At 39.0% G+C, this 23879-nt stretch carries 23 protein-coding genes; 7 read left to right on the top strand and 16 right to left on the bottom strand.

Annotation, left to right across the window (positions count from 1 at the left end; translation table 11 throughout):
* Positions 1-15 precede the first annotated feature (15 nt).
* The 5 genes from DS737_RS10280 to gloB form a co-directional block, all read right to left on the bottom strand.
* A complete protein-coding gene (locus tag DS737_RS10280; RefSeq protein ID WP_017396052.1) occupies positions 16-735 on the bottom strand; it encodes a 16S rRNA (uracil(1498)-N(3))-methyltransferase in 720 nt (239 codons plus the stop codon).
* A 22-nt stretch (positions 736-757) separates the two neighbouring features.
* Positions 758-1594 carry a methylenetetrahydrofolate reductase [NAD(P)H] gene (gene metF, locus DS737_RS10275; protein WP_005082028.1) on the bottom strand — a complete coding sequence of 279 codons (837 nt, stop codon included), beginning with the start codon at positions 1592-1594 and terminating at the stop codon, positions 758-760.
* Positions 1595-1669: 75 nt separating this feature from the next.
* Positions 1670-3052, bottom strand: coding sequence for an adenosylhomocysteinase (ahcY, locus tag DS737_RS10270; protein WP_004638491.1), 1383 nt, complete (start codon positions 3050-3052; stop codon positions 1670-1672).
* 315 nt (positions 3053-3367) lie between these two features.
* Complete coding sequence (locus DS737_RS10265; RefSeq protein WP_004638493.1) at positions 3368-3574, bottom strand: hypothetical protein; 207 nt, start codon at positions 3572-3574, stop codon at positions 3368-3370.
* Between the two features lie 298 nt (positions 3575-3872).
* Positions 3873-4604, bottom strand: a complete 732-nt coding sequence (gene gloB / locus DS737_RS10260; RefSeq protein ID WP_113997457.1) for a hydroxyacylglutathione hydrolase — start codon at positions 4602-4604, stop codon at positions 3873-3875.
* A gap of 369 nt (positions 4605-4973) precedes the next feature.
* On the opposite strand from gloB, the gene DS737_RS10255 reads away from it, so the two are divergent.
* Together DS737_RS10255 and DS737_RS10250 are read left to right on the top strand one after the other, a co-directional pair.
* Positions 4974-5960 carry a hypothetical protein gene (locus tag DS737_RS10255; protein ID WP_113997456.1) on the top strand — a complete coding sequence of 329 codons (987 nt, stop codon included), beginning with the start codon at positions 4974-4976 and terminating at the stop codon, positions 5958-5960.
* A complete protein-coding gene (locus DS737_RS10250; protein ID WP_113997455.1) occupies positions 5954-6826 on the top strand; it encodes an arginase family protein in 873 nt (290 codons plus the stop codon). The genes DS737_RS10255 and DS737_RS10250 overlap by 7 nt, the downstream gene beginning before the upstream one ends.
* A 48-nt stretch (positions 6827-6874) precedes the next feature.
* Here the strand turns inward: DS737_RS10250 and DS737_RS10245 are convergent, their stop codons facing one another.
* From DS737_RS10245 to DS737_RS10205, 9 genes are all read right to left on the bottom strand, one after another.
* Positions 6875-7570: a methionine ABC transporter permease gene (locus tag DS737_RS10245; RefSeq protein ID WP_004638497.1), complete on the bottom strand. Its 696-nt coding sequence runs from the start codon at positions 7568-7570 to the stop codon at positions 6875-6877.
* On the bottom strand, positions 7567-8592 hold the full coding sequence (locus DS737_RS10240; RefSeq protein WP_004638498.1) for a methionine ABC transporter ATP-binding protein: 1026 nt from the start codon (positions 8590-8592) through the stop codon (positions 7567-7569). Before DS737_RS10240 ends, DS737_RS10245 begins: the two co-directional genes overlap by 4 nt.
* A 68-nt stretch (positions 8593-8660) precedes the next feature.
* Positions 8661-9533: a MetQ/NlpA family ABC transporter substrate-binding protein gene (locus DS737_RS10235; protein WP_005082033.1), complete on the bottom strand. Its 873-nt coding sequence runs from the start codon at positions 9531-9533 to the stop codon at positions 8661-8663.
* 602 nt (positions 9534-10135) lie between these two features.
* Positions 10136-11422 (bottom strand): phosphoribosylamine--glycine ligase, encoded by a 1287-nt coding sequence (purD, locus tag DS737_RS10230; protein ID WP_004638502.1) that lies wholly within the window; start codon positions 11420-11422, stop codon positions 10136-10138.
* A 105-nt stretch (positions 11423-11527) separates the two neighbouring features.
* Positions 11528-13102: a bifunctional phosphoribosylaminoimidazolecarboxamide formyltransferase/IMP cyclohydrolase gene (gene purH / locus DS737_RS10225; protein WP_113997454.1), complete on the bottom strand. Its 1575-nt coding sequence runs from the start codon at positions 13100-13102 to the stop codon at positions 11528-11530.
* An 82-nt stretch (positions 13103-13184) separates the two neighbouring features.
* Positions 13185-13454 (bottom strand): DNA-binding transcriptional regulator Fis, encoded by a 270-nt coding sequence (gene fis / locus DS737_RS10220; RefSeq protein ID WP_001086304.1) that lies wholly within the window; start codon positions 13452-13454, stop codon positions 13185-13187.
* A 375-nt stretch (positions 13455-13829) separates the two neighbouring features.
* Entirely contained in the window at positions 13830-14696 is an 867-nt protein-coding gene (locus DS737_RS10215; protein ID WP_113997453.1) for a DUF3426 domain-containing protein, read from the bottom strand.
* 14 nt (positions 14697-14710) lie between these two features.
* Positions 14711-15616, bottom strand: a complete 906-nt coding sequence (gene prmA / locus DS737_RS10210; protein ID WP_113997452.1) for a 50S ribosomal protein L11 methyltransferase — start codon at positions 15614-15616, stop codon at positions 14711-14713.
* Positions 15617-15814: 198 nt separating this feature from the next.
* A complete protein-coding gene (locus DS737_RS10205; protein WP_075315794.1) occupies positions 15815-16222 on the bottom strand; it encodes a hypothetical protein in 408 nt (135 codons plus the stop codon).
* Positions 16223-16473: 251 nt separating this feature from the next.
* Here DS737_RS10205 and mnmG point away from each other — a divergent pair, with 251 nt between their 5' ends.
* Positions 16474-18354, top strand: coding sequence for a tRNA uridine-5-carboxymethylaminomethyl(34) synthesis enzyme MnmG (gene mnmG, locus DS737_RS10200; RefSeq protein WP_017394626.1), 1881 nt, complete (start codon positions 16474-16476; stop codon positions 18352-18354).
* 101 nt (positions 18355-18455) lie between these two features.
* Positions 18456-18788 carry a DMT family transporter gene (locus tag DS737_RS10195; RefSeq protein ID WP_113997451.1) on the top strand — a complete coding sequence of 111 codons (333 nt, stop codon included), beginning with the start codon at positions 18456-18458 and terminating at the stop codon, positions 18786-18788.
* 188 nt (positions 18789-18976) lie between these two features.
* On the opposite strand, the gene DS737_RS10190 is transcribed toward DS737_RS10195, so the two are convergent.
* The gene (locus DS737_RS10190) at positions 18977-19861 is read right to left on the bottom strand and encodes a DUF4198 domain-containing protein (protein ID WP_113997450.1); all 885 of its coding nucleotides are present in this window, start codon (positions 19859-19861) and stop codon (positions 18977-18979) included.
* Between the two features lie 100 nt (positions 19862-19961).
* On the opposite strand from DS737_RS10190, the gene DS737_RS10185 reads away from it, so the two are divergent.
* The 3 genes from DS737_RS10185 to DS737_RS10175 are packed head-to-tail and all read left to right on the top strand — an operon-like array spanning position 19962 to position 23640.
* Positions 19962-21536, top strand: a complete 1575-nt coding sequence (locus DS737_RS10185; protein ID WP_113997449.1) for a DUF2271 domain-containing protein — start codon at positions 19962-19964, stop codon at positions 21534-21536.
* Between the two features lie 34 nt (positions 21537-21570).
* Positions 21571-22161 (top strand): PepSY-associated TM helix domain-containing protein, encoded by a 591-nt coding sequence (locus DS737_RS10180; RefSeq protein WP_113997448.1) that lies wholly within the window; start codon positions 21571-21573, stop codon positions 22159-22161.
* A 9-nt stretch (positions 22162-22170) separates the two neighbouring features.
* On the top strand, positions 22171-23640 hold the full coding sequence (locus tag DS737_RS10175) for a sulfite reductase subunit alpha (protein ID WP_113997447.1): 1470 nt from the start codon (positions 22171-22173) through the stop codon (positions 23638-23640).
* A gap of 17 nt (positions 23641-23657) precedes the next feature.
* On the opposite strand, the gene DS737_RS10170 is transcribed toward DS737_RS10175, so the two are convergent.
* Positions 23658-23879 carry a DUF6500 family protein gene (locus DS737_RS10170; protein WP_113997446.1) on the bottom strand — a complete coding sequence of 74 codons (222 nt, stop codon included), beginning with the start codon at positions 23877-23879 and terminating at the stop codon, positions 23658-23660.

Genomic DNA, 23879 nt, shown 5'->3' with positions numbered 1-23879 from the left:
AGCAATGTAAATGCATCATTTGCTTGAAAAGTGATAGTTTAAAATAGATAGAGCAACAACGGGGGCCGTTTCCGTTCTCAAAACGCGATCACCGATACACCAGTTTTTAAATTGGTATTGGTTTGCTGTTTCGATTTCTGTTTCACTAAGTCCACCTTCTGGACCAATTAATAATGCAATATCAGGCGTACTATTCAGTAGTATATTTGTTTGATCTTTATTAGGGGCAAGTACAAAACGAGATGTCGGTAATTCAGATTTAACCCAGTCATTAAGAGAAATAGGCGCTAGAATTTCAGGCACACGGTTCATTCCGCATTGTTCACAGGCAGCGATTGCAACAGATTGCCAATGATCCAGTTTTTTTTGGTCACGATCGTACTTTAATCGCATTTCACAGCGATCGCTGGTTAATAATTGAATTGTGGTCACGCCCAGTTCGGTGGCTTTTTGAATCGCATAATCCATACGATCACCTTTACTCATCACTTGACCCAAAACAACATTAAAAGGCGCAGTACGATCTAATTTATTAAATTGATCAATCGACACCAAAGCATTTTTTTTGTTGATTTCTGTCAGAGTGACAAGATACTCGCCACCTTTCCCATTGAAGAAGATGGCTTGTTCTTGTTCTTTTGCGCGAAGCACACGTACCCAATGATGAAACACTGATTCTGTTAGTTCGATGGTGTTGCCAGTATTTAATTCAGTTTCGATATAAAAACGATTCATGCTTGGGTAGAGCTCTTACAAATTAGTTGAGACCAAGATCGACAACGAGTTGTCGGGTTGGTTCGGTTTGGTTCATTGAATAGAAGTGAAGAGTTGGTGCGCCGCCAGCAATTAAACGCTCACAGAGTTTTAAAATCACTTCATGACCAAAAGCTTTAATGCTTGCACTGTCATCACCGTAAGCAGAAAGCTGTTTACGAATCCAGCGTGGGATTTCAGCGCCTGTACCATCAGCAAATCGAATTAAGTTGCTTGCATTGGTAATTGGCATGATTCCAGGTGCAATTGGGATATTTACCCCAGCTTTCTCAAGTCGTTCAATGAAATAGAAATAAGCATCTGGATTAAAGAAGAATTGAGTGATTCCTGCATTTGCACCAGCTTGAACTTTCTCTATAAAACGCTTGATATCAGCGTCGAAGCTGTCCGCTTGTGGATGCATTTCGGGATAAGCTGCAACTTCAATATGGAAGTGATCACCTGAATGTTCACGAATAAAGCGAACCAAGTCCTGTGCATAAGGCAACTCGCCTAAACCCACCTGACCTGAAGGTAAGTCACCACGTAGTGCTACGATGCGATCAATGCCCTGAGATTTGTATAAATCTAATAGCTCGGCAATACGCACTTTATCATCACCAATACACGAAAGGTGAGGTGCAACAGGCGTACCTTTACCATTGAAATCATCAATTGCAGCTAAAGTACGTTCACGGGTAGAACCACCAGCACCATAAGTGATGGAAAAGAACTCTGGATTCAGCAGTTGAAGTTCTTGGTGAACAACTTTTAACTTTTCTGCACCAGCATCAGTTTTTGGTGGGAAAAACTCAAAAGAAATAGGAACACGTTTCGTCATTTCAAATCCTTTTTAAAATCGCTTGGAAATTTTTAGAAAAAAAGGGCAGTCCGTATAACGTCTGCCCTAAGATTCTTAGTATTTGTAAGCGTCAGATTTGAATGGACCTTCAACAGGCACACCGAGGTAATCAGCTTGTACTTGAGTTAATTGTGTCAACACACCACCAAAGCCAACAACCATTGCCGCAGCAACTTCTTCGTCTAGTTTCTTAGGAAGTACTTCTACACGGATTGCAGCTTGCTTTTGATCAGCAGGAAGATCAGCAAATTTTTCAGCAAATAAATGCATTTGACCTAATACTTGGTTGGCGAAAGAACCATCCATAACACGTGATGGGTGACCAGTTGCATTACCAAGATTGACTAAACGACCTTCTGAAAGAAGAATTAAGTAATTGCTTTCATCTTCTGAACGATAAACTTGGTGTACTTGTGGCTTCACTTCAACCCATTTATAACCACGTAAATAAGCTGTGTCGATTTCAGTATCAAAGTGACCGATGTTACAAACTACTGCACCAGCTTTTAAGCTATCTAACATTGCAGCATCACATACATGGTAGTTACCAGTCGTTGTCACAACAAGATCAGTATTACCTAATAGATCATGGTTGATGTCTTCTTTCTTACCAGTTTGTACGCCATTTTTATATGGAGAAACAACTTCGTAACCATCCATACAAGCTTGCATTGCACAAATTGGATCAACTTCAGTTACACGAACGATCATGCCTTCTTGACGTAAAGATTGTGCAGAACCTTTACCGACATCACCGTAACCAATCACAAGTGCACGACGACCAGAAAGTAGCATGTCAGTTGCACGTTTGATTGCATCATTTAATGAGTGACGGCAACCGTATTTGTTATCATTCTTCGATTTGGTAATTGAATCGTTCACGTTAATTGCAGGAACTTTAAGTGAACCGTCTTTCCACATTTCTAATAGGCGTTGTACGCCTGTTGTGGTCTCTTCAGTAATGCCGTGAATACGTTCTAAAAGAGCAGGGTATTTGTCATGAACAAGTGCTGTTAAGTCACCACCATCGTCCAAAATCATGTTGGCATCCCAAGGCTTGCCATTTACATTGATTTGTTGTTCTAAGCACCATACGTATTCTTCTTCAGTTTCGCCTTTCCAAGCGAATACTGGAATACCACGAGCAGCAATTGCCGCTGCAGCATGATCTTGTGTAGAGAAAATATTGCATGAAGTCCAACGAACTTCAGCACCGAGTTCAATCAACGTCTCAATAAGAACAGCTGTTTGGATTGTCATGTGAATACAACCCAAAATTTTTGCGCCAGCAAGAGGTTTAGCTGCTGCATAACGCTTACGTAAACCCATCAAAGCTGGCATTTCTGCTTCAGCGAGTTTGATTTCTTTACGACCGTAGTCAGCAAGGGAAATATCAGCAACTTTATAATCTGTAAATGAAGCATTCACCGCGTTCATCAGGATCTCCTAGAAAAAAATAGTATGGATCGTTCTGTTCGCGGATGCCGTTGTTGGTTAAATCGAATGTTCAACCGATCGTCGAGCCTGGCAAGTTGATTTATAATACAAATCAAATGTCGCAGCATCCCTCGACTAGGACATTATAATACTTGGAAAATAGTTTTGTTCCAATGATATTTTTTAGGAGATGGCTAGAAAATGAAGCTTTGATCTTGGGTGTTATTGAAGTTGTAAATTATTTTTATATACATCAATCAAGGATTCCAAATCCCTTTGAAATCCTAAGATTGTTATAAAGCTGTAAATAAGTCATTATGCTTTTAGGTGGTCTTCAAATTCTTCACCGAGTTGCATTGCTAAAGCATTGCCAGATAGATCGCCAGTGACTAAGCCATATTCTTTTTTAAAGCTAAAGGTAAAACCACGATTATCTGTCAGATTTTTAACTGAATATCCTAATTTTTCTAACCAAATACGAAACGCCAATAAATTTTTTGCTTTAACAACTCTGTTTTTCATACGAGAACTCCTTGTGAACCTGTAATTATTAATAAGGGTAGGTTAAAAATTTTTAAAGGGGCATTAGATAGATTTATTTTTCCGCGTGTAAGTAATGTAAAAATAGAGTAATTTCCACCTGCAGGAATTTATCTATAATTTTTATAAGTTACTGTAAATTTAGAGAAAAATAAATATTTTTTTTGGATTTTTTGAATATTAAATTAATAAAAATTTTATCTTTAAATGTAAAAAAAGATTTCACTTTCCACTTTGGTTATATCGTAAAAAGTGAAATCTCTGTGATTTGGTGAGATCTTTAGAACTGGTCTTTTAGATGACGGATTCGTGCAAACTCTTCAGCGCTTTCTGTCCTCAAGAAGGGATTCGTTGCGAGTTCTAATTCTATGGTACTCGGGAGCGTAATTTGATTGGTTTCTCGTAATGCCCTAACTTGTTTCATCCTTTCTTGTAATGCGACGTTATGCGGTTCTATAGTGATCGCAAATTCAGCATTAGCAAGCGTGTATTCATGTGTACAGTATACTTTGGTTTGGATAGGCAGGGCTGATAACCTATTTAATGAATGGTACATTTGTTCAGCCGTACCTTCAAACAGACGTCCACATCCCATTGCAAACAATGTATCACCACAAAAAAGTGCATCAATGGCTTCAATGAAGTAAACGATATGCCCCAATGTATGGCCAGGCGTTGCAATGATTTCAACTTTTAAATCATTAAAATGAAAATGATCATCTTGTTGCAGTGGGTTGGAGATAAAAGAAATTTTGCTCAGCTCATCTCTAGGGCCGTACACTGCAATATTTTCATTAGCGGATAAATCCTCTACTCCACCCGTATGATCGGGGTGCCAATGCGTGAGCCAAATTTGTTGTAGCTGCAAATGATGTTGTTCACAAAAATCTTTGACTAAACTTGCTTCTGTTGGATCAATCGCCACAACTTGTTTTGTCGTTGTATCTTCCAATAACCATATATAGTTTTTTAAGGCATTTTGTACGTCAATCGCATGGATTTTATAATGCATAGCCAATTCCTAAATCATTGTTTCATGTGGTTATTGCCAGTAAGATGATAGAGCGTCATCAACTTTTGCTAGTGTAAGTGTAAATTTCTTATCATGCAAAGTGAGCATCAAAAAGCGTATGGATGATGACTGTTTTGGACACATAGTGACGACATGAATAAGTGAAAATCTTTATAATTGACAAGGGGACGGTTTTCGATAAATATGAAATAAAAGTTTTATAAGTTAATGATTTATATTCATCTTTAGATTTATATTTTATTTAAAAATGCTAAATGATTTTCGTGATTAGATTTAACAATATAAATACATAGGATTGATTAAAGGACGATGAGTTTATAAATCATAAAGAACAAGCGAGGGGGTGCTATGTCGGATTTAAAAGACCATGAAGTGGTCAGTATTTTTAAGCAATATTTATATCCGCTATCTGCCAAACTCACCGAAATGTTGAATGAACATTTTAGCCATCAAACTGAACGTCGAGGTTGTGGATATACGCAGGCAACACGGGTAATCGCTGAGTTTGTATCACAGCCGCGTGATGCGTTGGGGTTTCAGGATTTACGTATTTTTGATGATTACGATACGAAAGGATTAAGAAATATTTTAAGTCAAGCAGCCTCATACGGGCTTGAGTTAACAACATGGCGGAATCTTGATATTCATGTTGATGTTCAGCAAAGCCTAAAACGTTTAAATCCAGATGATGGCTATACGCAGAACTTACAGCAGGAAGTTGATTTTCAAGCCAAACTTAGAACACTTTATCAATATGCTGAGCGAGAAGAAAGTAGACTCATTTGTCAGTTACTTGCAGATATTATCCTTCCTCAAGATGTTCAACATATTGAAATAATTGAATGCCAAGCTTTAGAGGAAAAACCTAAGGTTGGCTCGTGTCCGATGGCAGAAAAATTCTTCTTGAGAATTGCACATCATCGTCTATTGAGACAAGGTGAAATTAATATTTTCGTCGATGAGCATGATCAGCCAGTCATGATGGAAAAGATGAATATGGGGGACAATCATTCCTGTATCAGTCTGGTTCCTTTACTTATGAATGGTGTGTGCTTACCAGCGGGGAGCCTTTTCTCTACAAACTATGAGATTGAGCCGCTAGAAAAGAATAAAAACAAACAATATAAAGGTTATGTGATCCCCATTTCTTCAATGAAAGGTTTTTGGTTTCTACGACTGACGACACTGGCGGTTTCTCCTGAAAATCGAGCGCGTGCATTCGGATATCATTTTAAACAACAAGTTGATAATGGATTATTTCGACCCGATACGACTGAATTGAGTCAATTGATGGAAATTGCTCAAGATCAAATCTATGTAGGAAATCCATGCTAAAAGCTTGCTACTCGCCACGCTATTATGCGCAAACGCATACCAATAGTATGGAGAAACTGACTGCAGTTGCTGAAGTGCTACAGCAGCAACAGTTGGTTGAATTGATAGATCCTGGACTTATAGACATTGAGATCTTGAAAAAACTACATAACCCGCAATATGTAGATGCCTTTTTTGCAGGTGATTCAAGTTTCGCGACTGTACAAGGATTTAAACCTTGGAATCCACAACTACGTGATGCCATTTTGTCGGTACAAGCTGGGCAATTGGTCGGTGCTGAGATCGCATTGAAAGAAGGAATCGCCGCCAATATTGCACAAGGTTTTCATCATGCGAGTTATGATTCTGGGGCCGCTTACTGTACCTTTAATGGTTTGGCATTAATAGCAAAACAATTTCCGGACAAACGAATTTTTATTTTAGATTGTGATCAACATGGTGGGGATGGTACTGCGATTTTCACCAATCGTATGCCGAATTTGATTAATTTTGGCATTTTTGGTATCCGCTTTGGTTGCAAGGCGGGGGAGCGTAGTTTGACTCGCTATATTCATCCAAAGCAAGGTAACTTTGATTTGTATCGAGAAGCGATTTTAGAAGCTTTCCAATATGCATCACGTTGGGACGCTGATCTTATCGTTTATCAAGCGGGCATGGATTGCCATCAACATGATAAATATGGATCAAAATGGTTTACAACAGCGCTCTTATTTGAACGTGATCGGATTGTGTTTGAGATGGCGAAGAAAATGAAAATTCCTTTGCTTTTCGTTCTGGCTGGTGGCTATCAACCTTTGGAGGATTTGGTCCCTTTGCATGTCAATACATTCAAAGCAGCGCATCAAATTTATTTTGCTGAGGTTTAGCCTAGCTATAAAAAAATGCTCTCGCGAGGAGAGCATTGAATTGGGCGTTTAGCGTAATTTTGCTAACCATTCTCCAAATGATTGTACAAACTGAACCAATAATAAAAGTACGATAACGGTCAGGATGACCACACTACTATCGAAACGCTGATAGCCATAGGAAATAGCAAGATCACCGATTCCACCTGCACCTACAGCACCTGCCATCGCTGTTGCACCAATCAATGAAATGGTACCTGTGGTGAGATTGAGAATAAGAGAGCTACGTGCTTCAGGCACGATAAATTTGAATACAATTTGCCAAGGACTCGCACCCATTGCTTGTGCAGACTCAATAATACCTTCATTTACTTCAAGTAAAGAAGTTTCGATGAGTCGACCAAGATAAGGACCGACATAAATGGTTAATGGTACGATAGCAGCCCATGTCCCGATTGATGTACCAACCAAAAACTTTGTAAATGGAATGACGGCGATTAATAAAATGATAAATGGGATTGAACGTAGGGCATTCACGATTGGATTGAGTGCATAGTAAATCGCACGGTTTTGTAAAATCCCACCGTTACGTGTGACTACCAAAGTAATACCTTGAATAAATCCCCAAATGCATCCAAATAGCAATGCAAAGAATACCATCTGTAAGGTTTCTTCCAGTGCCGTTACAAATTGATCAATGGATAAAGAACTTTGCCAAAATGGAGCTGTGATTTCAGTCAGCCATTGCACAATTAAATCTCTCATTGGCTTACTCCTGACTGTTCAACTTTGACACCCTGACTTTCTAAGAATTGAATCGCTTCCTGAATAATCGTTGGGTCGCCTAAAAGTTGGATAAACATTTGACCGATCACAGTGCCATTAATCTCAGTCATATTGGCAAATAAAATATTTAAACTAATATCAAATTGCTTAATTACGGATTGAATAACGGTTTCTTGGGCTGATGTTCCTAAGAATTGCAGGTTATAGATACTGTTATGATGTTTGTGTTCAAGATTATTCAAGATATTGATCGGCAATTGTTGCTGCAATACTGTTTGGATAAATGTCTTGGTTGTTGGGTGTTGTGGTTGACTGAATATATCTAAGGTGCGACCTGTCTCAATGACTTTGCCAGCTTCCATGACTGCGACATAGTCACAGATAGATTCAATCACATCCATTTCATGAGTAACCATCACAATGGTGATGTTCTGTTCTTGATTAATTTTCTTTAATAATGCTAAAACGGATTGTGTGGTTTGAGGGTCCAGTGCAGACGTTGCCTCATCACATAGCAAAATCTTAGGATGATTCGCAAGCGCACGCGCAATACCTACACGTTGCTTTTGACCGCCTGAAAGCTCATCTGGGTAAGCATCTTTTTTATGTTTTAGATCGATAAAATCCAGCAACTCTGCAAGGCGTTTTTCACGTTCGGCTTTGCTATGGCCTAACAGTTTAAGTGGCATTTCAATGTTTTCAGCCACTGTTTTGGTTTGCAATAAATTAAAGTGCTGAAAAATCATGCCAATATTTGCACGTTCTCGACGAAGTGTACGCGCATCCATTGCAGTAAAGTCTTTTTGATTAATCATCACTTGTCCGTGGGTCGGACGCTCCAGTAAATTAATCAAACGGATTAAGGTACTTTTACCTGCACCACTATAACCGATAATGCCAAAAATGCTGCCATCAGGGATCTCTAAGTTGATTTGATCCAGCGCAGTGATCGTTTGACCTTTGAGCTGATAGTGTTTGGAAATATTTTTAAATTGGATCATATCGTCAATACTAAGCAGAAAAGAAAAACAGGCAAAATCACTTTGCCTGTTTTGTTGAGAAAAGTATATTACGGATTCTCTTCAGTGAGATAGCTGATTGGTTTATTTACATCAACTTTTGTACCAGCAAAATGATCTTGTACATATTGTTTTACTGCATCAGTGTGATAAAGCGCACCGACTTTTTGTAAAACAGGATCATCTTTGCGAGATTCAGCCGTTGCTAGAACATTGACGTTTAACTTGGTACTTTGATCAATTGGTTCGTAGAAGATTGCATCTTTAAGAACGTTTAGACCACCTTCCATTGCAAGGGTATTACCCAATAAAATCGCATCAACCTCATCTTTAACACGTACAGCTGTTGCCATTTGAATTGGTTTGATCACAATGTTCTTTGGATTTTCAATCACATCAGCTGGCGTTCCTTTTACAGGATCAAAGTCAGCTTTTAATTTAATTAAACCCGCGCTTTGTAAAAGTAATAAAGCACGAGATTCATTTGCCCCATCGTTAGGGATTGCAATCGTTGCACCATTGGCAAACTCTTCAACTTTTTTTACCTTGCTTGAGTAGATTCCCATTGGTTCTAAATAAGTTGTAGAGACTGGCGCAATTTTGTCTTTATTTGCTGCATTGAATGCAACGAGATATGCATAGGATTGAAATGCATTCAAATCGACTTCTTTATTTGCAACAGCGGTGTTCATTGCAACATAGTCAGTAAAATTTTTAATTTGAAGTTTTAGTCCAGCAGCTTGGGTTTCAGGCAAGCTTGCAATGTGACGCCAAATATCAGCATCAGAACCTGTAGAAGCAATAACGACAGTTTGTAATGCACCTGCATCTTTGTTCTGTTCAGCAGTGTTATCTGGCTGTTTGCTGCATGCCGCAAGCAACAACACTGATACACTTAAAAAAAGGCTAATCAGCTTTTTCATGTGGAAATCCTAACCAAAATAATGCTGAGAAAGTAATGTTATTCTCGCATTGATGTAATCGCTTTGAGGATGCAAATTGGCTTTATACAAAAAATAATCACATGAATTATTTCTTGGGTATTTGCCATTATGATTCCATGATTTTAAGAAAAATAAGTGAATATTCATGTGCTTATTTGGAACCAATAAATAATGCAGACATCCATTCACATCTTTTCAAACCAAATATTGGTCTAGCTGTTGGTTTTCTGTTGATTGGATAAAATAGCTTAATCATTTGATAATCATGAAAAAGCATATTTTTTAACATAAAAACAACATCTAAAATTGTGCCAATCATAGCAATATTTTGGTAAGGGTTATAGTGGTCTGCATGATACTCAAGAGTATAAGCATCTGATTATCTAAAGGAATTATGTGCATAGTAAATGTAAATTAATGATAGTTTTATAGATTTTTGCAAATGTTTGATTGGTGATTTTGGTGAAATAAATAATATATATTTTTCTGAACTCTATATATGCAAATTGAATAAAGAATGTAAATTGATAGCGTTTCAGGAATAAAAAAGCCTTCCGAAGAAGGCCTTATTCACAATAAAATTATTCAGCTTTTTCGCGAGCAATTGCACGATAACCAATATCACTACGATATTGCATACCTGTGAATGTCACTTGGCCACATACTTCTAATGCATTGATCTGAGCTTCCAGTACAGTGTCACCTAAGGCTGTTACGCAAAGGACGCGGCCACCAGCAGTAACAATATGACCATCATCAGTCATAGCTGTGCCAGCATGAAAGATTTTGGTGTCTTCAGGCGATTGACCGATACCCGAAATGACATCACCTTTACGAACAGTTTCAGGATAGCCTTCGGCAGCAAGAACGATACCAATAGATTTGCGGTCATCCCATTCAGCTTCGCTTGGTAAGTTACCTTCAATACCAGCCTCAACCAGATCAACTAGAGATGATTTCAAACGCATCATAATAGGCTGTGTTTCTGGATCACCAAAACGACAGTTGAATTCGATCACACGTGGTTGACCTTGATCATCAATCATCAAACCAGCATATAAGAAGCCCGTGTAGACATGACCATCTGCTGCCATACCATCAACTGTCGGACGCATCACTTCATTCATGACACGTTCAAAAACTTCTGCTGTAACGACGGGAGCAGGAGAGTAAGCACCCATACCGCCAGTATTCGGTCCTTGGTCGCCCTCAAAGATGCGCTTGTGGTCTTGAGAAGTTGCCATTGGTAAAATATTTTTACCATCAATCATGCAAATAAAGCTTGCTTCTTCGCCAGCTAAGAATTGCTCAATCACAACACGTGACCCAGCATCACCGAACTTGTTGCCCGCCAACATGTCATCAATCGCATCAAAAGCTTCTTGGTTGGTCATCGCAACGATAACGCCTTTACCCGCTGCTAAGCCGTCAGCTTTAATTACAATCGGAGCGCCATTTTTCTCAACATAAGCTTTTGCAGCATCAACTTCAGTAAATACGTCATAGAAAGCTGTAGGAATGTTATGGCGTTTTAAGAAATGCTTAGCGAATGCTTTTGAACCTTCAAGTTGAGCCGCATATTGAGTTGGTCCCCAGATTTTTAGACCTGCTTCACGTGCAGCATCAACGACACCATTGACTAATGGTGCTTCTGGCCCAACGATAACAAGCGCAACATCATTTGCTTTTGCAAATGCAATAATTGCAGGGTTGTCTAAAATATCGAGGTCAATATTTTCACATTTGTCTTCAGTTGCTGTACCCGCATTGCCAGGTGCGACAAAGACTTTAGCAACTTTTTCATCTTGTGCGATTTTCCATGCAAGTGCATGTTCACGGCCACCGCTACCTAATACTAAAATATTCATTATTAAGTTATTTCCTTTTTAAGTATCTCTAGTACATCCACTAAAAATAGAAAATTCCCCCTTGAGATGCAACTAAAACATCGCAAGAGGGATTTTTAAAATCTATTAGTGACGGAAATGACGCATACCCGTGAAGACCATTGCAATACCAGCTTCATCCGCTGCTGCAATTGTTTCTTCGTCGCGCATAGAACCACCCGGTTGAATGATACATTTGATACCAGCTTTAGCAGCGTTATCAATACCATCACGGAATGGGAAGAACGCATCAGATGCCATCACTGCACCTTCAACAACTAAACCAGCATGTTCAGCTTTGATCGCCGCAATACGAGCAGAGTTCACACGACTCATCTGACCTGCGCCTACACCAATGGTTTGACGGTTTTTTGCATACACAATCGCATTTGATTTTACGTATTTTGCAACTTTCCAAGCAAAGATCATGTCATCAATTTCTTGTTCAGTTGGTGCACGCTTGGTCACAACCTTTAGGTCATCTTTAGTGATCATGCCCAAATCTTGATCTTGAACAAGTAGGCCGCCGTTAACGCGTTTATAGTCAAGTTGAGGCGCACGTGCATCAATTGCAGGTAATTCACCGCACACCATGACGCGTACATTTTTCTTTGCGCCTGTAACTTCAAGTACACCATCAGCAATGCTTGGTGCAATGATTACCTCAACGAATTGACGATCGACAATTGCTTGAGCAGTTTCTACATCTAACTCACGGTTAAATGCAATGATGCCGCCAAATGCAGACTCTGGATCAGTTGCATAAGCAAGATCATAAGCAGCTTTAATGCCATCTAAAGAAACGGCAACACCACAAGGATTCGCATGTTTAACGATAACGCATGCAGGTTTTGCAAATGATTTAACACACTCAAGTGCAGCATCAGTATCGGCGATGTTGTTATAAGAAAGCTCTTTACCTTGTAATTGTTTCGCAGTAGAAACTGACGCTTCTTTAGCATTTGCTTCTACATAAAATGCAGCATTTTGGTGTGGGTTTTCACCGTAACGTAAATCTTGTGCTTTATTTAACTGCGTATTGAATGTACGAGGGAATAAATCTGCTTCGCCTTCAGCTTTACCTACACGTGCACCTAAATAAGAAGCGATCATGCCATCATACTGAGCTGTGTGTTCAAATGCTTTTACTGCTAAATCGAAACGAGTCTCGTAAGAGAGTGAACCATTTTGCTTTAATTCAGCAACAACAGTGTCATAGTCAGATGCATTGACAATAATACCCACAGAAGCATGGTTTTTTGCTGCTGCACGAACCATGGTTGGGCCACCGATATCGATATTTTCAATCGCATCAGCAAGAGAGCAATTTGGCTTCGCTACAGTTTCAGCAAATGGATAAAGGTTCACAATCACCAGATCAATTGGATCAATATTGTGTTCTTGCATAACAGCTTCGTCCAGACCACGACGAGCTAAGATGCCACCATGAATTTTTGGATGAAGTGTTTTTACACGACCATCCATCATTTCAGGAAAACCTGTATGTTCAGAAACTTCTACAACAGCGATATTGTTGTCTTTAAGCAACTTATAAGTACCGCCTGTAGATAAAATTTCTACCCCGAGAGCTGCAAGATTTTGAGCAAATTCAACGATTCCAGTTTTGTCTGAAACAGAGATTAACGCACGTTTGATAGTCATGATTTAAGTCAACAGTTTGAAGTCTACAGATTAAAACAAATAGGCATAAAAAATGCCCACGAGAACGTGAGCATTTTATCAATTATTCACTCATTAAACCGTGAGCTTTTAACTTTTTACGTAAAGTTCCACGGTTAAGACCTAGAATCTCAGCAGCACGCGTTTGGTTGCCACGAGTATATTCTAAGACCACAGACAAAAGAGGTTTCTCCATTTCTGCTAGAACCATGTCATACACTTGAGATGGTTGCTCACCTTGCAATTGTGCAAAATAATGACGAACTGCGCGATCTACGTGGATGCGAAGAGCGACATCAGATTGAGCCGTAAAAATAGGAGATTTGCTATTCATGCGTGTTAATCCGAAAAATCAAATATCACTTGGGTAAAGTGATATATAAATGTGGTCTAAATTATTGAGTCCTGTTTTAGATCCTAAAACAGTGACTCTAAAACAAAGGGACTATTAGCTTGCCACAAATCCTCGAATTGTGTAAAAAATAAGCGTAACAATAGTTAAATATTTGTTACAGCCTACTTTCAAAAACAAAAAAACCAACTATGCGCTTATAGAGTAGAAGCACAGTTCGTTTAACGATTTTTTGTCTGTGAAATACGAGGAGTAAGTGGGTTAAAGCTTTCGTGGCGCGTATCATACCACTGTCTGCGAAAAAGTGAGCAAATTAACTGCACTTTTTTTTATTTTTTTTGTCATTTTTTTTAATTTTTAGGGTTGTACAATTTCTAAACTATAATTTGTAAAACTATTTCTGCTTTTTGGGACGGTAAAATCGAATTTAAAAGGACTGTTTGAAGGGATGCGTTGAATTGTTTTTAAGCTATCCACAAGATATTCGTCTGGTTTGAGTGTGGTATTCGAAATCACAACATCATTATTGTCTTTTAGTACAACTTGTATAGAGGGTAGTAAAATACTGTGCTTATTCTGATTGATTAGGATACCTGAGAAACGTGTGCTATTTTGTTCAGCACGTCTTAACGTTATTTTTTCAAAATTCAAATTTTTGTATTGCCTATCTCGCATTTTACATGTGACAACAGTACATGCAGTATTAAAGATCTTGTTTAAGACAGGGCTATCATGCATCAATTTTGGATTGAACCATAGAATTTGAAATGCAAAAACAAGAATTAGAACTATGTTCCCTATACCCCAAAGGGTGTAATAGAGCCAGCCATGTTGTTTATCTGCAGCCTCTTCATCAATGAGTAGAGCATCCTCTGATAGATTTAGATTGGGTAATGCTGTTACAGGCTCTGTATTAAAGTAATTTAGATTGTTGAGATAGGTGAGTAGATCAATATTTGAGTTTTCAATTTTTTGATCAAAAATACTTAAGATTTGCATTTGCTTTTCTGCAAATGTGCTGTCAGGTTGAATTGAAGAAAATAAAGAGCGATTCGTTGTTGCAGGAATCGTTTCATTTGATGGAGATTCTAATAAATTGGTGAGTGCATTAAAGTTAATGACACATTTGGGGCAACAAACCATGCCCTGTGCAACACTAAGTTGTGAAAGGGTCACTTTATACACGGTTGAACATTTTGGGCAGCGGGTTTGTTTTTCACTCATAAGTTATAGAAATCTCAAATTGTTGTTTTGCGTTTTCCTGAGATACGACACCAGTTTTCTTCACGCTTGTCGACTTCTAATATATCAAAAAATTCAGTGTAAACACTAGAAACATCAGCAACTTGCTCTTCAATCACACCTGCAAGTGCGAACTCTCCCTCATTTTTTATCAAAGTTGAGAATTCTTGCGCGAGTGCCATCAAGGGGGCTGCTAATATATTGGCGACCAATATATCTGCTTGTTGAGGTTTAAATTCTTGATCAAATTCTTCTGGCAAACCAACATAAAGACGATCAAGTACCCCATTCAATTCAGCATTTTGTTTGGTTGCTAATACAGCTTGTGGGTCAATATCAGTGGCATAGACTTTTTTTGCACCCAATAACAATGCAGCAACACCTAAAATGCCTGAACCACAACCATAATCAATCACAATTTTATCTTTTACGTCGGTTTTACCTAACCATTGTAAGCACAAAAAGGTACTAGCATGATTACCTGTGCCAAAAGCAAGACCAGGATCTAGTTTAATATTGGTTGCATCTGCTTCAGGCGGTTCCAACCATTCTGGAACGATCCAATATTTTTCACCAATTTGAATCGGTTCATAATAATCCATCCATGCACGTTCCCAAACTTGGTTTTCTAAAGTTTCATGGCGCATAGGTACATCAGGGAGTTGAGCCTTTAAAAAAGCTTCTAAGCGATCAACATCAATTGGATCATCTTCTTCTTGTTGGTAAATACCTGTAACGATAACTTTATTCCAAAGTGGTGTTTCACCAGGAAGTGGTTCGAGTAAGGCCTGATCTTCAGCATCATCTAAAGTTACGCTGACTGCACCCAGAGATAAAAGTAGGGTTTCACACAGTTCAACTTGATTTTGATCAACAGTAATATGAATTTGTAGCCAGTTCACAGGACAACCTAAGTAAATATATTTGTGCTTATTGTAAAGGATTCGTGTTGTATAAAGGGAGTCTATAATGAGTAGTTTACAATTTTAAGATGAATTATTTCGCGGTTTACTTTCAATATGCTGAAATAAATAAAGGATATAGTTCATAACTATATCCTTTATAGGTTATTTATAAGGAATTAAAAATACTTGGACAACTTAAGGTGCAGCTTGTTCATTTTGCATCATTGGTTGTTCAGTATTTTCAATTGGCGCCGCTAATTCATTAGGTGATTGAATTTGGGTTGGTGCAGATTCAACTGGAGCGCCACTAACTGGACGAGGTTCTGATTGAGTTTCAGAAATTCTGCTTTGAGTCTCTGGTGGTGTGTCAGATGTAGGCATTGGCGGTTGGAAAATGAGTTTATCATTTTCATCATTTTGACAAGCACCATTATAAACAACACCTTTATAGGCAAATGAAACTGCATCGCCTTGTTTTTTACCTTTACAGACCTGTTGATATTTCTGAGTGAGTTGATCTGCGGCAGTTTTTGCATTTGCTTGAGCTGTCACAGTAAAACATAATCCACAGATCAGTGATGATAATAAAAGCTTCGAGTTCATATCATTTTCCTAAGTATTTGTTATGCATGTATTAGGATAGGAAATTTTTTCAGAAAAACAGTGTTGTTCAAGTTAACGATTCTAGGGCACTTTGTTAAAAATACATGAAAAGTGCAACATAAAGTTTCTTTTTGTGTCATTTCTAATTGAATCAGTCTTTTGCTCAGTGTGAGATTTTGATTGGTTTTTTTCATACTATGGCAAAATTCCTGTATAATGCTCTGTCATTTTTTGAATACACATTTACCACTATGCACTATCCTAAAGTTTACGACGTTATCGTAATTGGTGGCGGTCACGCTGGTACGGAAGCGGCGCTTGCAGCTGCACGTATGGGAAGACAAACATTATTGTTGACGCATAATATTGAGACTTTGGGGCAGATGAGCTGTAACCCAGCGATTGGTGGTATTGGTAAATCACATTTAGTTCGTGAAATCGACGCACTAGGTGGTGCAATGGCACTTGCTGCGGATAAAGGCGGTATTCAATTCCGTATCCTCAATTCCCGTAAAGGCGCTGCTGTACGTGCAACGCGTGCGCAAGCTGATCGTGTGCGTTTTAAAGCCGCGATTCGTCATACCCTAGAAAACCAAGCAAACTTGGATATTTTCCAACAAGCTGCTGATGATTTAATTGTTGAAGGGGATACTGTAAAGGGTGTTGTTACCCAAATGGGTATTCGTTTTGATACTAAAACAGTGGTGTTGACGACAGGTACCTTTTTAGGTGGAGTTATCCATATTGGTTTACAAAATTCAAGCGGTGGTCGTGCCGGTGATCCTCCTTCAATTGCTTTAGCACATCGGTTACGCGAGTTAAAACTCCCTGTCGGACGTTTAAAAACAGGTACGCCACCGCGTATTGATGCGCGTACCGTTGATTTCTCTGTGATGACACCTCAGCCGGGTGATTTCCCATCTCCAGTGATGTCATTTATGGGCGATGCATCGATGCACCCTGAACAAGTGAACTGTTACATCACACATACTAGTGAAAAAACCCATGAGATTATTCGTGGTGGTTTAGATCGTTCACCAATGTATACCGGTGTGATTGAAGGGGTGGGACCTCGTTACTGTCCTTCGATTGAAGACAAAATTCATCGTTTTGCGGATAAAGATTCGCACCAAGTATTCCTTGAGCCTGAAGGCTTAGATACACATGAACTTTATCCAAATGGTATCTCAACCTCTTTGCCATTTGATGTTCAGTTCAATCTGGTTCGTTCGATTCGCGGTATGGAAAATGCGCATATTCTGCGTCCAGGTTACGCAATCGAATATGACTATTTTAATCCGCAAGCGTTGAAATTCACACTTGAAACCAAAGCGATTCAGAACTTGTATTTTGCTGGTCAGATTAATGGTACTACAGGTTATGAAGAAGCAGGTGCGCAAGGCTTACTTGCAGGCCTGAATGCTGCACGCCGTGCGTGGGAACAAGAAGAGTGGACACCAAAACGTGACCAAGCCTATATGGGCGTCTTGGTTGATGATCTCATTACATTAGGGACTAAAGAACCGTACCGTATGTTTACCTCGCGTGCAGAATACCGTTTGATGTTACGTGAAGACAATGCAGATCAGCGTTTGACAGAGATTGGTCGTGAACTTGGTTTGGTTGATGATGAACGTTGGGCTGCGTATAGCGAAAAAATGGAAGCTGTTGAACGTGAAACTTCTCGTTTGCAACATTTATGGGCTGCGCCGAATAACCCAATGGGCAAAAAGTTCGTTGAAATGACAGGTGCAGATCTAAGCAAAGAATGTAGTGCAATTGATTTGTTGAAACGTCCAAACATTAATTTTGCTCAAATTGCTGAATTAACAGGTTCAGAGGTTTCGCAACAAGTTGGTGAGCAAATCGAAATTGCAGTGAAATACGAAGGTTATATTAACCGTCAGCATGAAGACGTTGCTCAGTTAAAGCGCCTTGAAGAAACTAAGATTCCTGCCGATTTTGAGTTTGATGGTATTTCTGGTTTATCTCGTGAAATTACATTGAAGTTGAAAACAGTTCGACCAGAAACATTGGCTCAAGCCAGTCGTATTCCGGGAGTAACTCCAGCGGCGGTACAATTGCTTATGATTACGATTCGTAAAAGTCATATGGCAAAAAAATCAGCATAAGTCTGATTAAGAGAAAATGATAAAAACACTCTTTAAAAGGGTGTTTTTTTCTGTTTGTTTTGTATGTACTTTTGAATGCATTCGATAAGGTATAAAAATTAATGAAAAATTGGATGTTTTTATTCATAGCTATAGTTGCAGAAGTAATTGCTACCTCTGCCTTAAAAAGTAGTGAGGGTTTTACTAGGCCAATCGCTTCATTTGTGGTGGTTGTGGGTTATGTCATTGCATTTTATTTTTTGTCTTTAACCTTAAAAGCAATTCCTGTTGGGGTTGCTTATGCGATATGGTCTGGCGTTGGTATTGTTTTAATTACCACGGTTGCTTGGTTCATGTTTGGTCAAAAACTAGATCTGTGGGGAATTGTGGGAATTGCACTGATTATGAGTGGTGTATTGATTTTAAACTTATTGTCCAAAACGAGTGGGCATTAACTTAAGTATTGAAGCAAATAAACAGCTTTTATTGCTGGAAAGGCTATATTTTTTAGATATAAATTGCTGTTACAGTTACTGTTAATAATGACTGAATCATTATTCTTATTTCTAATAAAAATGGATTAAGTTTAAATCTTAGGTGGGCGAAGGTACCTATGCTGAGATAAGTACCTTATTGACCATGTTTATTCAGTCACTTCTACAGTCACGCTATAAGTATAGCTTTCCGCGATTGGTGGTTTGGTATGATCACTATTTGCTTCAGGATAAACACCAGTAATTAAATAAATGCCTGCATGTTCAAATTTAACGTCTAATTCGCCTTTTGTATTGGTTTTGACATGTGGAAGTTCACGTCTTTCATTTGCGGTGTAATTGCTCGCACCTTTGAAAATATCAAATTCAACATTCGGTACAGGTTTACCATTCATTAACACGACTGCTTTTAATGCTTCACCTGCATAAAGTTCATTTGGATGAGAAATAAATTTAAGCTCAAAGCCTTTGTTGCTTACAGTAGGAATAGGACTTGGTTTGCCCTTGGTCACGAAACTTTCAGCAATATAATGATTGATTGTTTGTGCTGTTTTAGCTTTTGCTGGAACTTTGTCTTCAGTAATGAAACGAGGTGGTTGTTGAGTCGCAGGCGCTGCTGTTTTTTGCTCATTAGTGGCAGTTGTTGGTGTTGGCATATTATTCATAGGGCGTGACGGACGTACACGTAACCAACGACCATCAACCAATGCATATTTGCTTGGAGTCCCTACGGCATCTAAGGTGCGGATACGATATGTACCCTCATCTTCAAGATTGAATTCTGCGATATTAAAGCTTTTTAATTCTGCTGCCGCATTCACTTGCTGAACTTTGCCGCTAGGTGTTGTGATTTGATAGCTTGTTTTAAAATTTCGACTAGGCACAAAGAATTTTTCGACAGTGATACCACTTTGGAAGCTGACCGTATTTGATTTGCTGTCAAATATTTCTGGTAATACAAATGGGCTAGCTGTATGCGCATGAGTTAAAACAGGTAACACAGATAATAGTGAAATGGTCAGCAAATGACGCATTATATACCTCAGCTTACAAAAGGATAAAAGATTTTAACAATCTACTTGATAACGAGTATCAGTTGCAATATTATTTTGCTAAATTTTTGGAGTTCACGCTATGTCATCAAGTGTTGTTTCACTTCGCCCAATCAATTTGGTTTTCCGTTTATCTCCACTGATGGCAGCGATGACATTGTTTATTACACCCGTATATGCAGCTAGTGAAACAATACTGAATGAACAGACTGTATCAACTGTTCTTAGAGCAGATGTTGATATACAACATTATCGTTTTCACCAAGACTATATATTAGGCACTTCACTGGATGTCGTAATCACGACACCTAATCGTCAGGACGCAGAAAAAGCATTACAAGCGATTCAGACCGAAATTGCTCGACTCGATCAGATTTTGTCAGTCTGGCGTGAGGATAGTGAGATTAGCCAGTTGAATCGTGAGCAAAGTATTTCGGCCTCGCCAGAACTATATGAGGTTATTGCTGCTTGTGAACAATGGCGTAGTGCGACTTGCGGTGGTTTTGATGCACGCTTAGGACAGTTGATTGAACTGTGGGAGCAAGGAAATGATGTTCAACGCCTTGACCTGAATACACAAGAGACTTTACTGCAACAATTAAAAAAGCAGAGCATTGAATTAAATTCACAAACCAAGCAAATCACAACAAGTTCAGCAATCAAAATCGTCCCAGATGCTTATGCCAAAGGTTATGTGATCGACCGTGCTTTAATTGAGGCGAAGAAAGCAGTGCCACATTTACAAGGTATCTTGATTGATATTGGTGGTGATATGCGCGTTTGGGGACAATCACCAAGTCAAACTGCATGGAAGGTGGGATTACAAGATCCTATGCAGCATTTTGATAATGCCGCACCAAGCCAAGTACTTAAGTTAAAAGACCAAGCGATAGCATTTAGTGGCCAAGGCTATCGTCAGCTAGCAGGGCAGTCACATTTATTAAATCCGAAAACGGGTTTGCCTGTACAACAGGTTGAGCAATGTGTGGTCGTTGGACAATGCGCTGCAGATGCAGATGCGTTAGCAACAGCTTTAACAGCCATGACACCTGATGAAGGCATGCAATTGATAGAACAACTTGTGGGGTATGAAGCACAATTAGTCACTCGTGATGGTCAACATTATCAAAGCTCAGGTTGGTCTTCACTTTTAGATGCTAACCAGCCTGCAATTATGCGCCACATCGCAGCCAATACCAGTGCGACTACTTGGCCTAAAGGTTATCAAGCACAATTGGAAGTGAATATCCCAAAACTTGCTGTAGAAAAATATCGAGCACCGTATGTATCGATTTGGGTAACGGATACAGATAAAAAATTGGTACGCACTCTTGCGGTTTGGGGTAATGACGAAAAATGGATTAATTCAAACTATGTATGGTGGCGTCGTTATGGGCGTCAGATGCAAAACTTAGATGCAGTCGCTAAACCTTCACGTCAACCGGGACAATATAAATTGGCTTGGGATGGGAAGGATGAGCAAGGAAAAATGGTAAATGCGGGACAATACGTGATTCATATTGAAACCTCACGTGAGCATGGGGATCGCTCTTATCAAACTTTTGAGCTTGAAGTCGCACCTAAAGCAGTCAACAAAACATTACCTGCTCAAGCTGAAATTGGGGTTTTGAAACTTAATTTCCAACGTGGTGTTTAGAACTTTTCACATTTAAATCAACGAGGCTTGTCTCTTGTATCAACGCCGTGATTTTTATCGCCATGCACGTTATGTGCATGGCTGGCTCTCTGCCTTCGCTTTCATTGCTTTATTATTTTTTTCCGTGACAGGATTATTACTAAATCATCCAGAATGGTTCAAACCATCACAACAGGAGCAAACTGATACCATCGTTTTGCCTGAGTCTTTGATGGAAACAATAGCAAAGCAAGAAAACCCAACCCAGACAATCTTAGAATATTTACGTCAGCAGCAGTCTTTGGTTGGACGTTTTCAAAGTAGTGAAATATTAGATGGTGAAGTGATGATTCGCCTAGATAGTCCAGCCGGGTCAACAGATGTTTGGGTATTACTCGATACGGCAGAAGTTGAAATTACCACTAAACCAGCAACCACGGTGTCACTGCTCAATGATTTACATCGTGGTAAAAATGTGAGTGCAGGATGGAGCTGGTTAATCGATATTGGTGCAGTGATTATCGTGATTTTGTCGTTGGCAGGCTATATTTTATTTTTGACTTTGAGAACACGATTATTGACACACCTCGGTTTAACGGCAGTGAGTTTGGCACTGATCATTCTTTTGATTTGGTCAGCAGTTTAAGGATAAGTAATGACTCAACCATTATTTTGGGTGATTTGCGCGTTATTTTTTTTACTGCTGTTGCATATCTTGGTGATTATTTATCTAGTCAGACGTCAGTACTTTACTCGTCATGTATTGTCTAGCCCATCAGTAGCATCTTATCTGGTGGTGTATGCCAGTCAAACTGGTCAAGCGGAAATGTGGGCGAAGCATACTGCTGAGCAACTACAAGTAGCAGGGAAGAATGTTTCATTGGTTGATATCCAACAACTGACAAAGCATCATTTACAGCAGTCTAATACGATATTGTGGGTTGTAAGTACCTATGGACAAGGTGATGCACCTGATACCGCACAAGACTTTGTTCATAAAATTCTGGTTGAGAATTTAGATTTATCACAATTATCCTTTGCTATTTTGGCTTTGGGAGATAAACGTTATCCTAATTTTTGCCAATTTGGACAAACAATTGAGCAATGGTTATTGCAGCAAAATGCACAATCATTATTTCCCACGATCAACGTTGATCAGCTCAATAGTCGGGATTTAGAACAATGGTTAAATGCATTAGAACAACTGACTTTAACTGAATTTACTCGGCTTAATAAACAGTGGATTGAATTAGAGCTTGCTTATCGCCAACAGATCAATGTAGGAAGTTGTGGTGAGGGGATCTATAAGATACAACTGGTTGGTAATGAGGATTTGAACTGGTCTTCTGGAGATATTTTAGAAATTCAATGCGAGAATAATCGAGTGGAAATCCAACAGTTTATTGAAACCCACTCACAGTATGACTTGTCTAATTATATTTCAAAGTTAGCAATACTTAATTTACGAAAACAGCCAATCAATAAAAATAACTCGTTTGCGGAATGGATAGATCAGTTTGAAGTATTACCAAAACGGGAGTACTCAATTGCAAGCCTGCCAGAAAATGGTTTGATTGAATTGGTCGTGCGGCAACAGCATACTGAAGCTGGTTTAGGTGTAGGTTCAGGTTGGTTAACTGTTGGGTTAGAGCAAGGTCAGATACTTAGTGCTGTGATTCGTGTTAATCCAAGTTTTCATCTATCTAAAGATCAGCGACCAATTATTTTTATTGGTAATGGTACGGGTATTGCTGGCTTGCTTGCACATCTGAGGCAAAGAGAACATTGGGGTTTTAAACGAAATTGGCTCATTTTCGGTGAGCGACAACGACAGTTTGATCACCTATACCAAGCTGAAATTGACTACTGGCAGCAACATGGTTACTTGGAGCATGTTGATTATGCTTTTTCGCGTGATCAGATGGAAAAGGTATATGTACAAGATTGTTTAAAAATACATGCTGATCGTTTAATCGCTTGGGTGGAACAAGATGCCGCAATTTATGTGTGCGGCAGTTTAAAGGGGATGGCAAGCGGTGTAGATCAAGTGCTTGAAGAGCTTCTGGGTATTGAGCAGTTGCAACAACTTAAACGGGAACAGCGTTATTTGCGTGATGTTTATTAAAGATTATCCTTTAGACTTTAAGGAGATTGCTCAGAGATCAGAGCTTTGATTTTTGTGGCTTTCTCAAAATGATCTAATTTATGTTCCATAATCCACCAATGCGCTGCTTCCATCAAGCGTTCAGGGTCATCATTTTTATTGGCGAAAAAAGCATAGAAAGATAGCCCAACATTACTGCCTTTTTTCTCAATTTTTTCATCACAAATTTGCAGGATCCTTGTTTTAAGTTCAGCTCTCAT

This window comes from Acinetobacter haemolyticus (genome assembly GCF_003323815.1).
Taxonomy (GTDB): domain Bacteria; phylum Pseudomonadota; class Gammaproteobacteria; order Pseudomonadales; family Moraxellaceae; genus Acinetobacter; species Acinetobacter haemolyticus.
This window is presented reverse-complemented; position numbering and strand designations above follow the sequence as displayed.

Bases quoted from the DNA above. Each gene is read 5' to 3' on its own strand.
- DS737_RS10280 (WP_017396052.1), bottom strand. From the start codon at position 735: ATGAATCGTTTTTATATCGAAACTGAATTAAATACTGGCAACACCATC.
- metF (WP_005082028.1), bottom strand. From the start codon at position 1,594: ATGACGAAACGTGTTCCTATTTCTTTTGAGTTTTTCCCACCAAAAACT.
- ahcY (WP_004638491.1), bottom strand. From the start codon at position 3,052: ATGAACGCGGTGAATGCTTCATTTACAGATTATAAAGTTGCTGATATT.
- DS737_RS10265 (WP_004638493.1), bottom strand. From the start codon at position 3,574: ATGAAAAACAGAGTTGTTAAAGCAAAAAATTTATTGGCGTTTCGTATT.
- gloB (WP_113997457.1), bottom strand. From the start codon at position 4,604: ATGCATTATAAAATCCATGCGATTGACGTACAAAATGCCTTAAAAAAC.
- DS737_RS10255 (WP_113997456.1), top strand. From the start codon at position 4,974: ATGTCGGATTTAAAAGACCATGAAGTGGTCAGTATTTTTAAGCAATAT.
- DS737_RS10250 (WP_113997455.1), top strand. From the start codon at position 5,954: ATGCTAAAAGCTTGCTACTCGCCACGCTATTATGCGCAAACGCATACC.
- DS737_RS10245 (WP_004638497.1), bottom strand. From the start codon at position 7,570: ATGAGAGATTTAATTGTGCAATGGCTGACTGAAATCACAGCTCCATTT.
- DS737_RS10240 (WP_004638498.1), bottom strand. From the start codon at position 8,592: ATGATCCAATTTAAAAATATTTCCAAACACTATCAGCTCAAAGGTCAA.
- DS737_RS10235 (WP_005082033.1), bottom strand. From the start codon at position 9,533: ATGAAAAAGCTGATTAGCCTTTTTTTAAGTGTATCAGTGTTGTTGCTT.
- purD (WP_004638502.1), bottom strand. From the start codon at position 11,422: ATGAATATTTTAGTATTAGGTAGCGGTGGCCGTGAACATGCACTTGCA.
- purH (WP_113997454.1), bottom strand. From the start codon at position 13,102: ATGACTATCAAACGTGCGTTAATCTCTGTTTCAGACAAAACTGGAATC.
- fis (WP_001086304.1), bottom strand. From the start codon at position 13,454: ATGAATAGCAAATCTCCTATTTTTACGGCTCAATCTGATGTCGCTCTT.
- DS737_RS10215 (WP_113997453.1), bottom strand. From the start codon at position 14,696: ATGAGTGAAAAACAAACCCGCTGCCCAAAATGTTCAACCGTGTATAAA.
- DS737_RS10205 (WP_075315794.1), bottom strand. From the start codon at position 16,222: ATGAACTCGAAGCTTTTATTATCATCACTGATCTGTGGATTATGTTTT.
- mnmG (WP_017394626.1), top strand. From the start codon at position 16,474: ATGCACTATCCTAAAGTTTACGACGTTATCGTAATTGGTGGCGGTCAC.
- DS737_RS10195 (WP_113997451.1), top strand. From the start codon at position 18,456: ATGAAAAATTGGATGTTTTTATTCATAGCTATAGTTGCAGAAGTAATT.
- DS737_RS10190 (WP_113997450.1), bottom strand. From the start codon at position 19,861: ATGCGTCATTTGCTGACCATTTCACTATTATCTGTGTTACCTGTTTTA.
- DS737_RS10185 (WP_113997449.1), top strand. From the start codon at position 19,962: ATGTCATCAAGTGTTGTTTCACTTCGCCCAATCAATTTGGTTTTCCGT.
- DS737_RS10175 (WP_113997447.1), top strand. From the start codon at position 22,171: ATGACTCAACCATTATTTTGGGTGATTTGCGCGTTATTTTTTTTACTG.
- DS737_RS10170 (WP_113997446.1), bottom strand. From the start codon at position 23,879: ATGAGAGCTGAACTTAAAACAAGGATCCTGCAAATTTGTGATGAAAAA.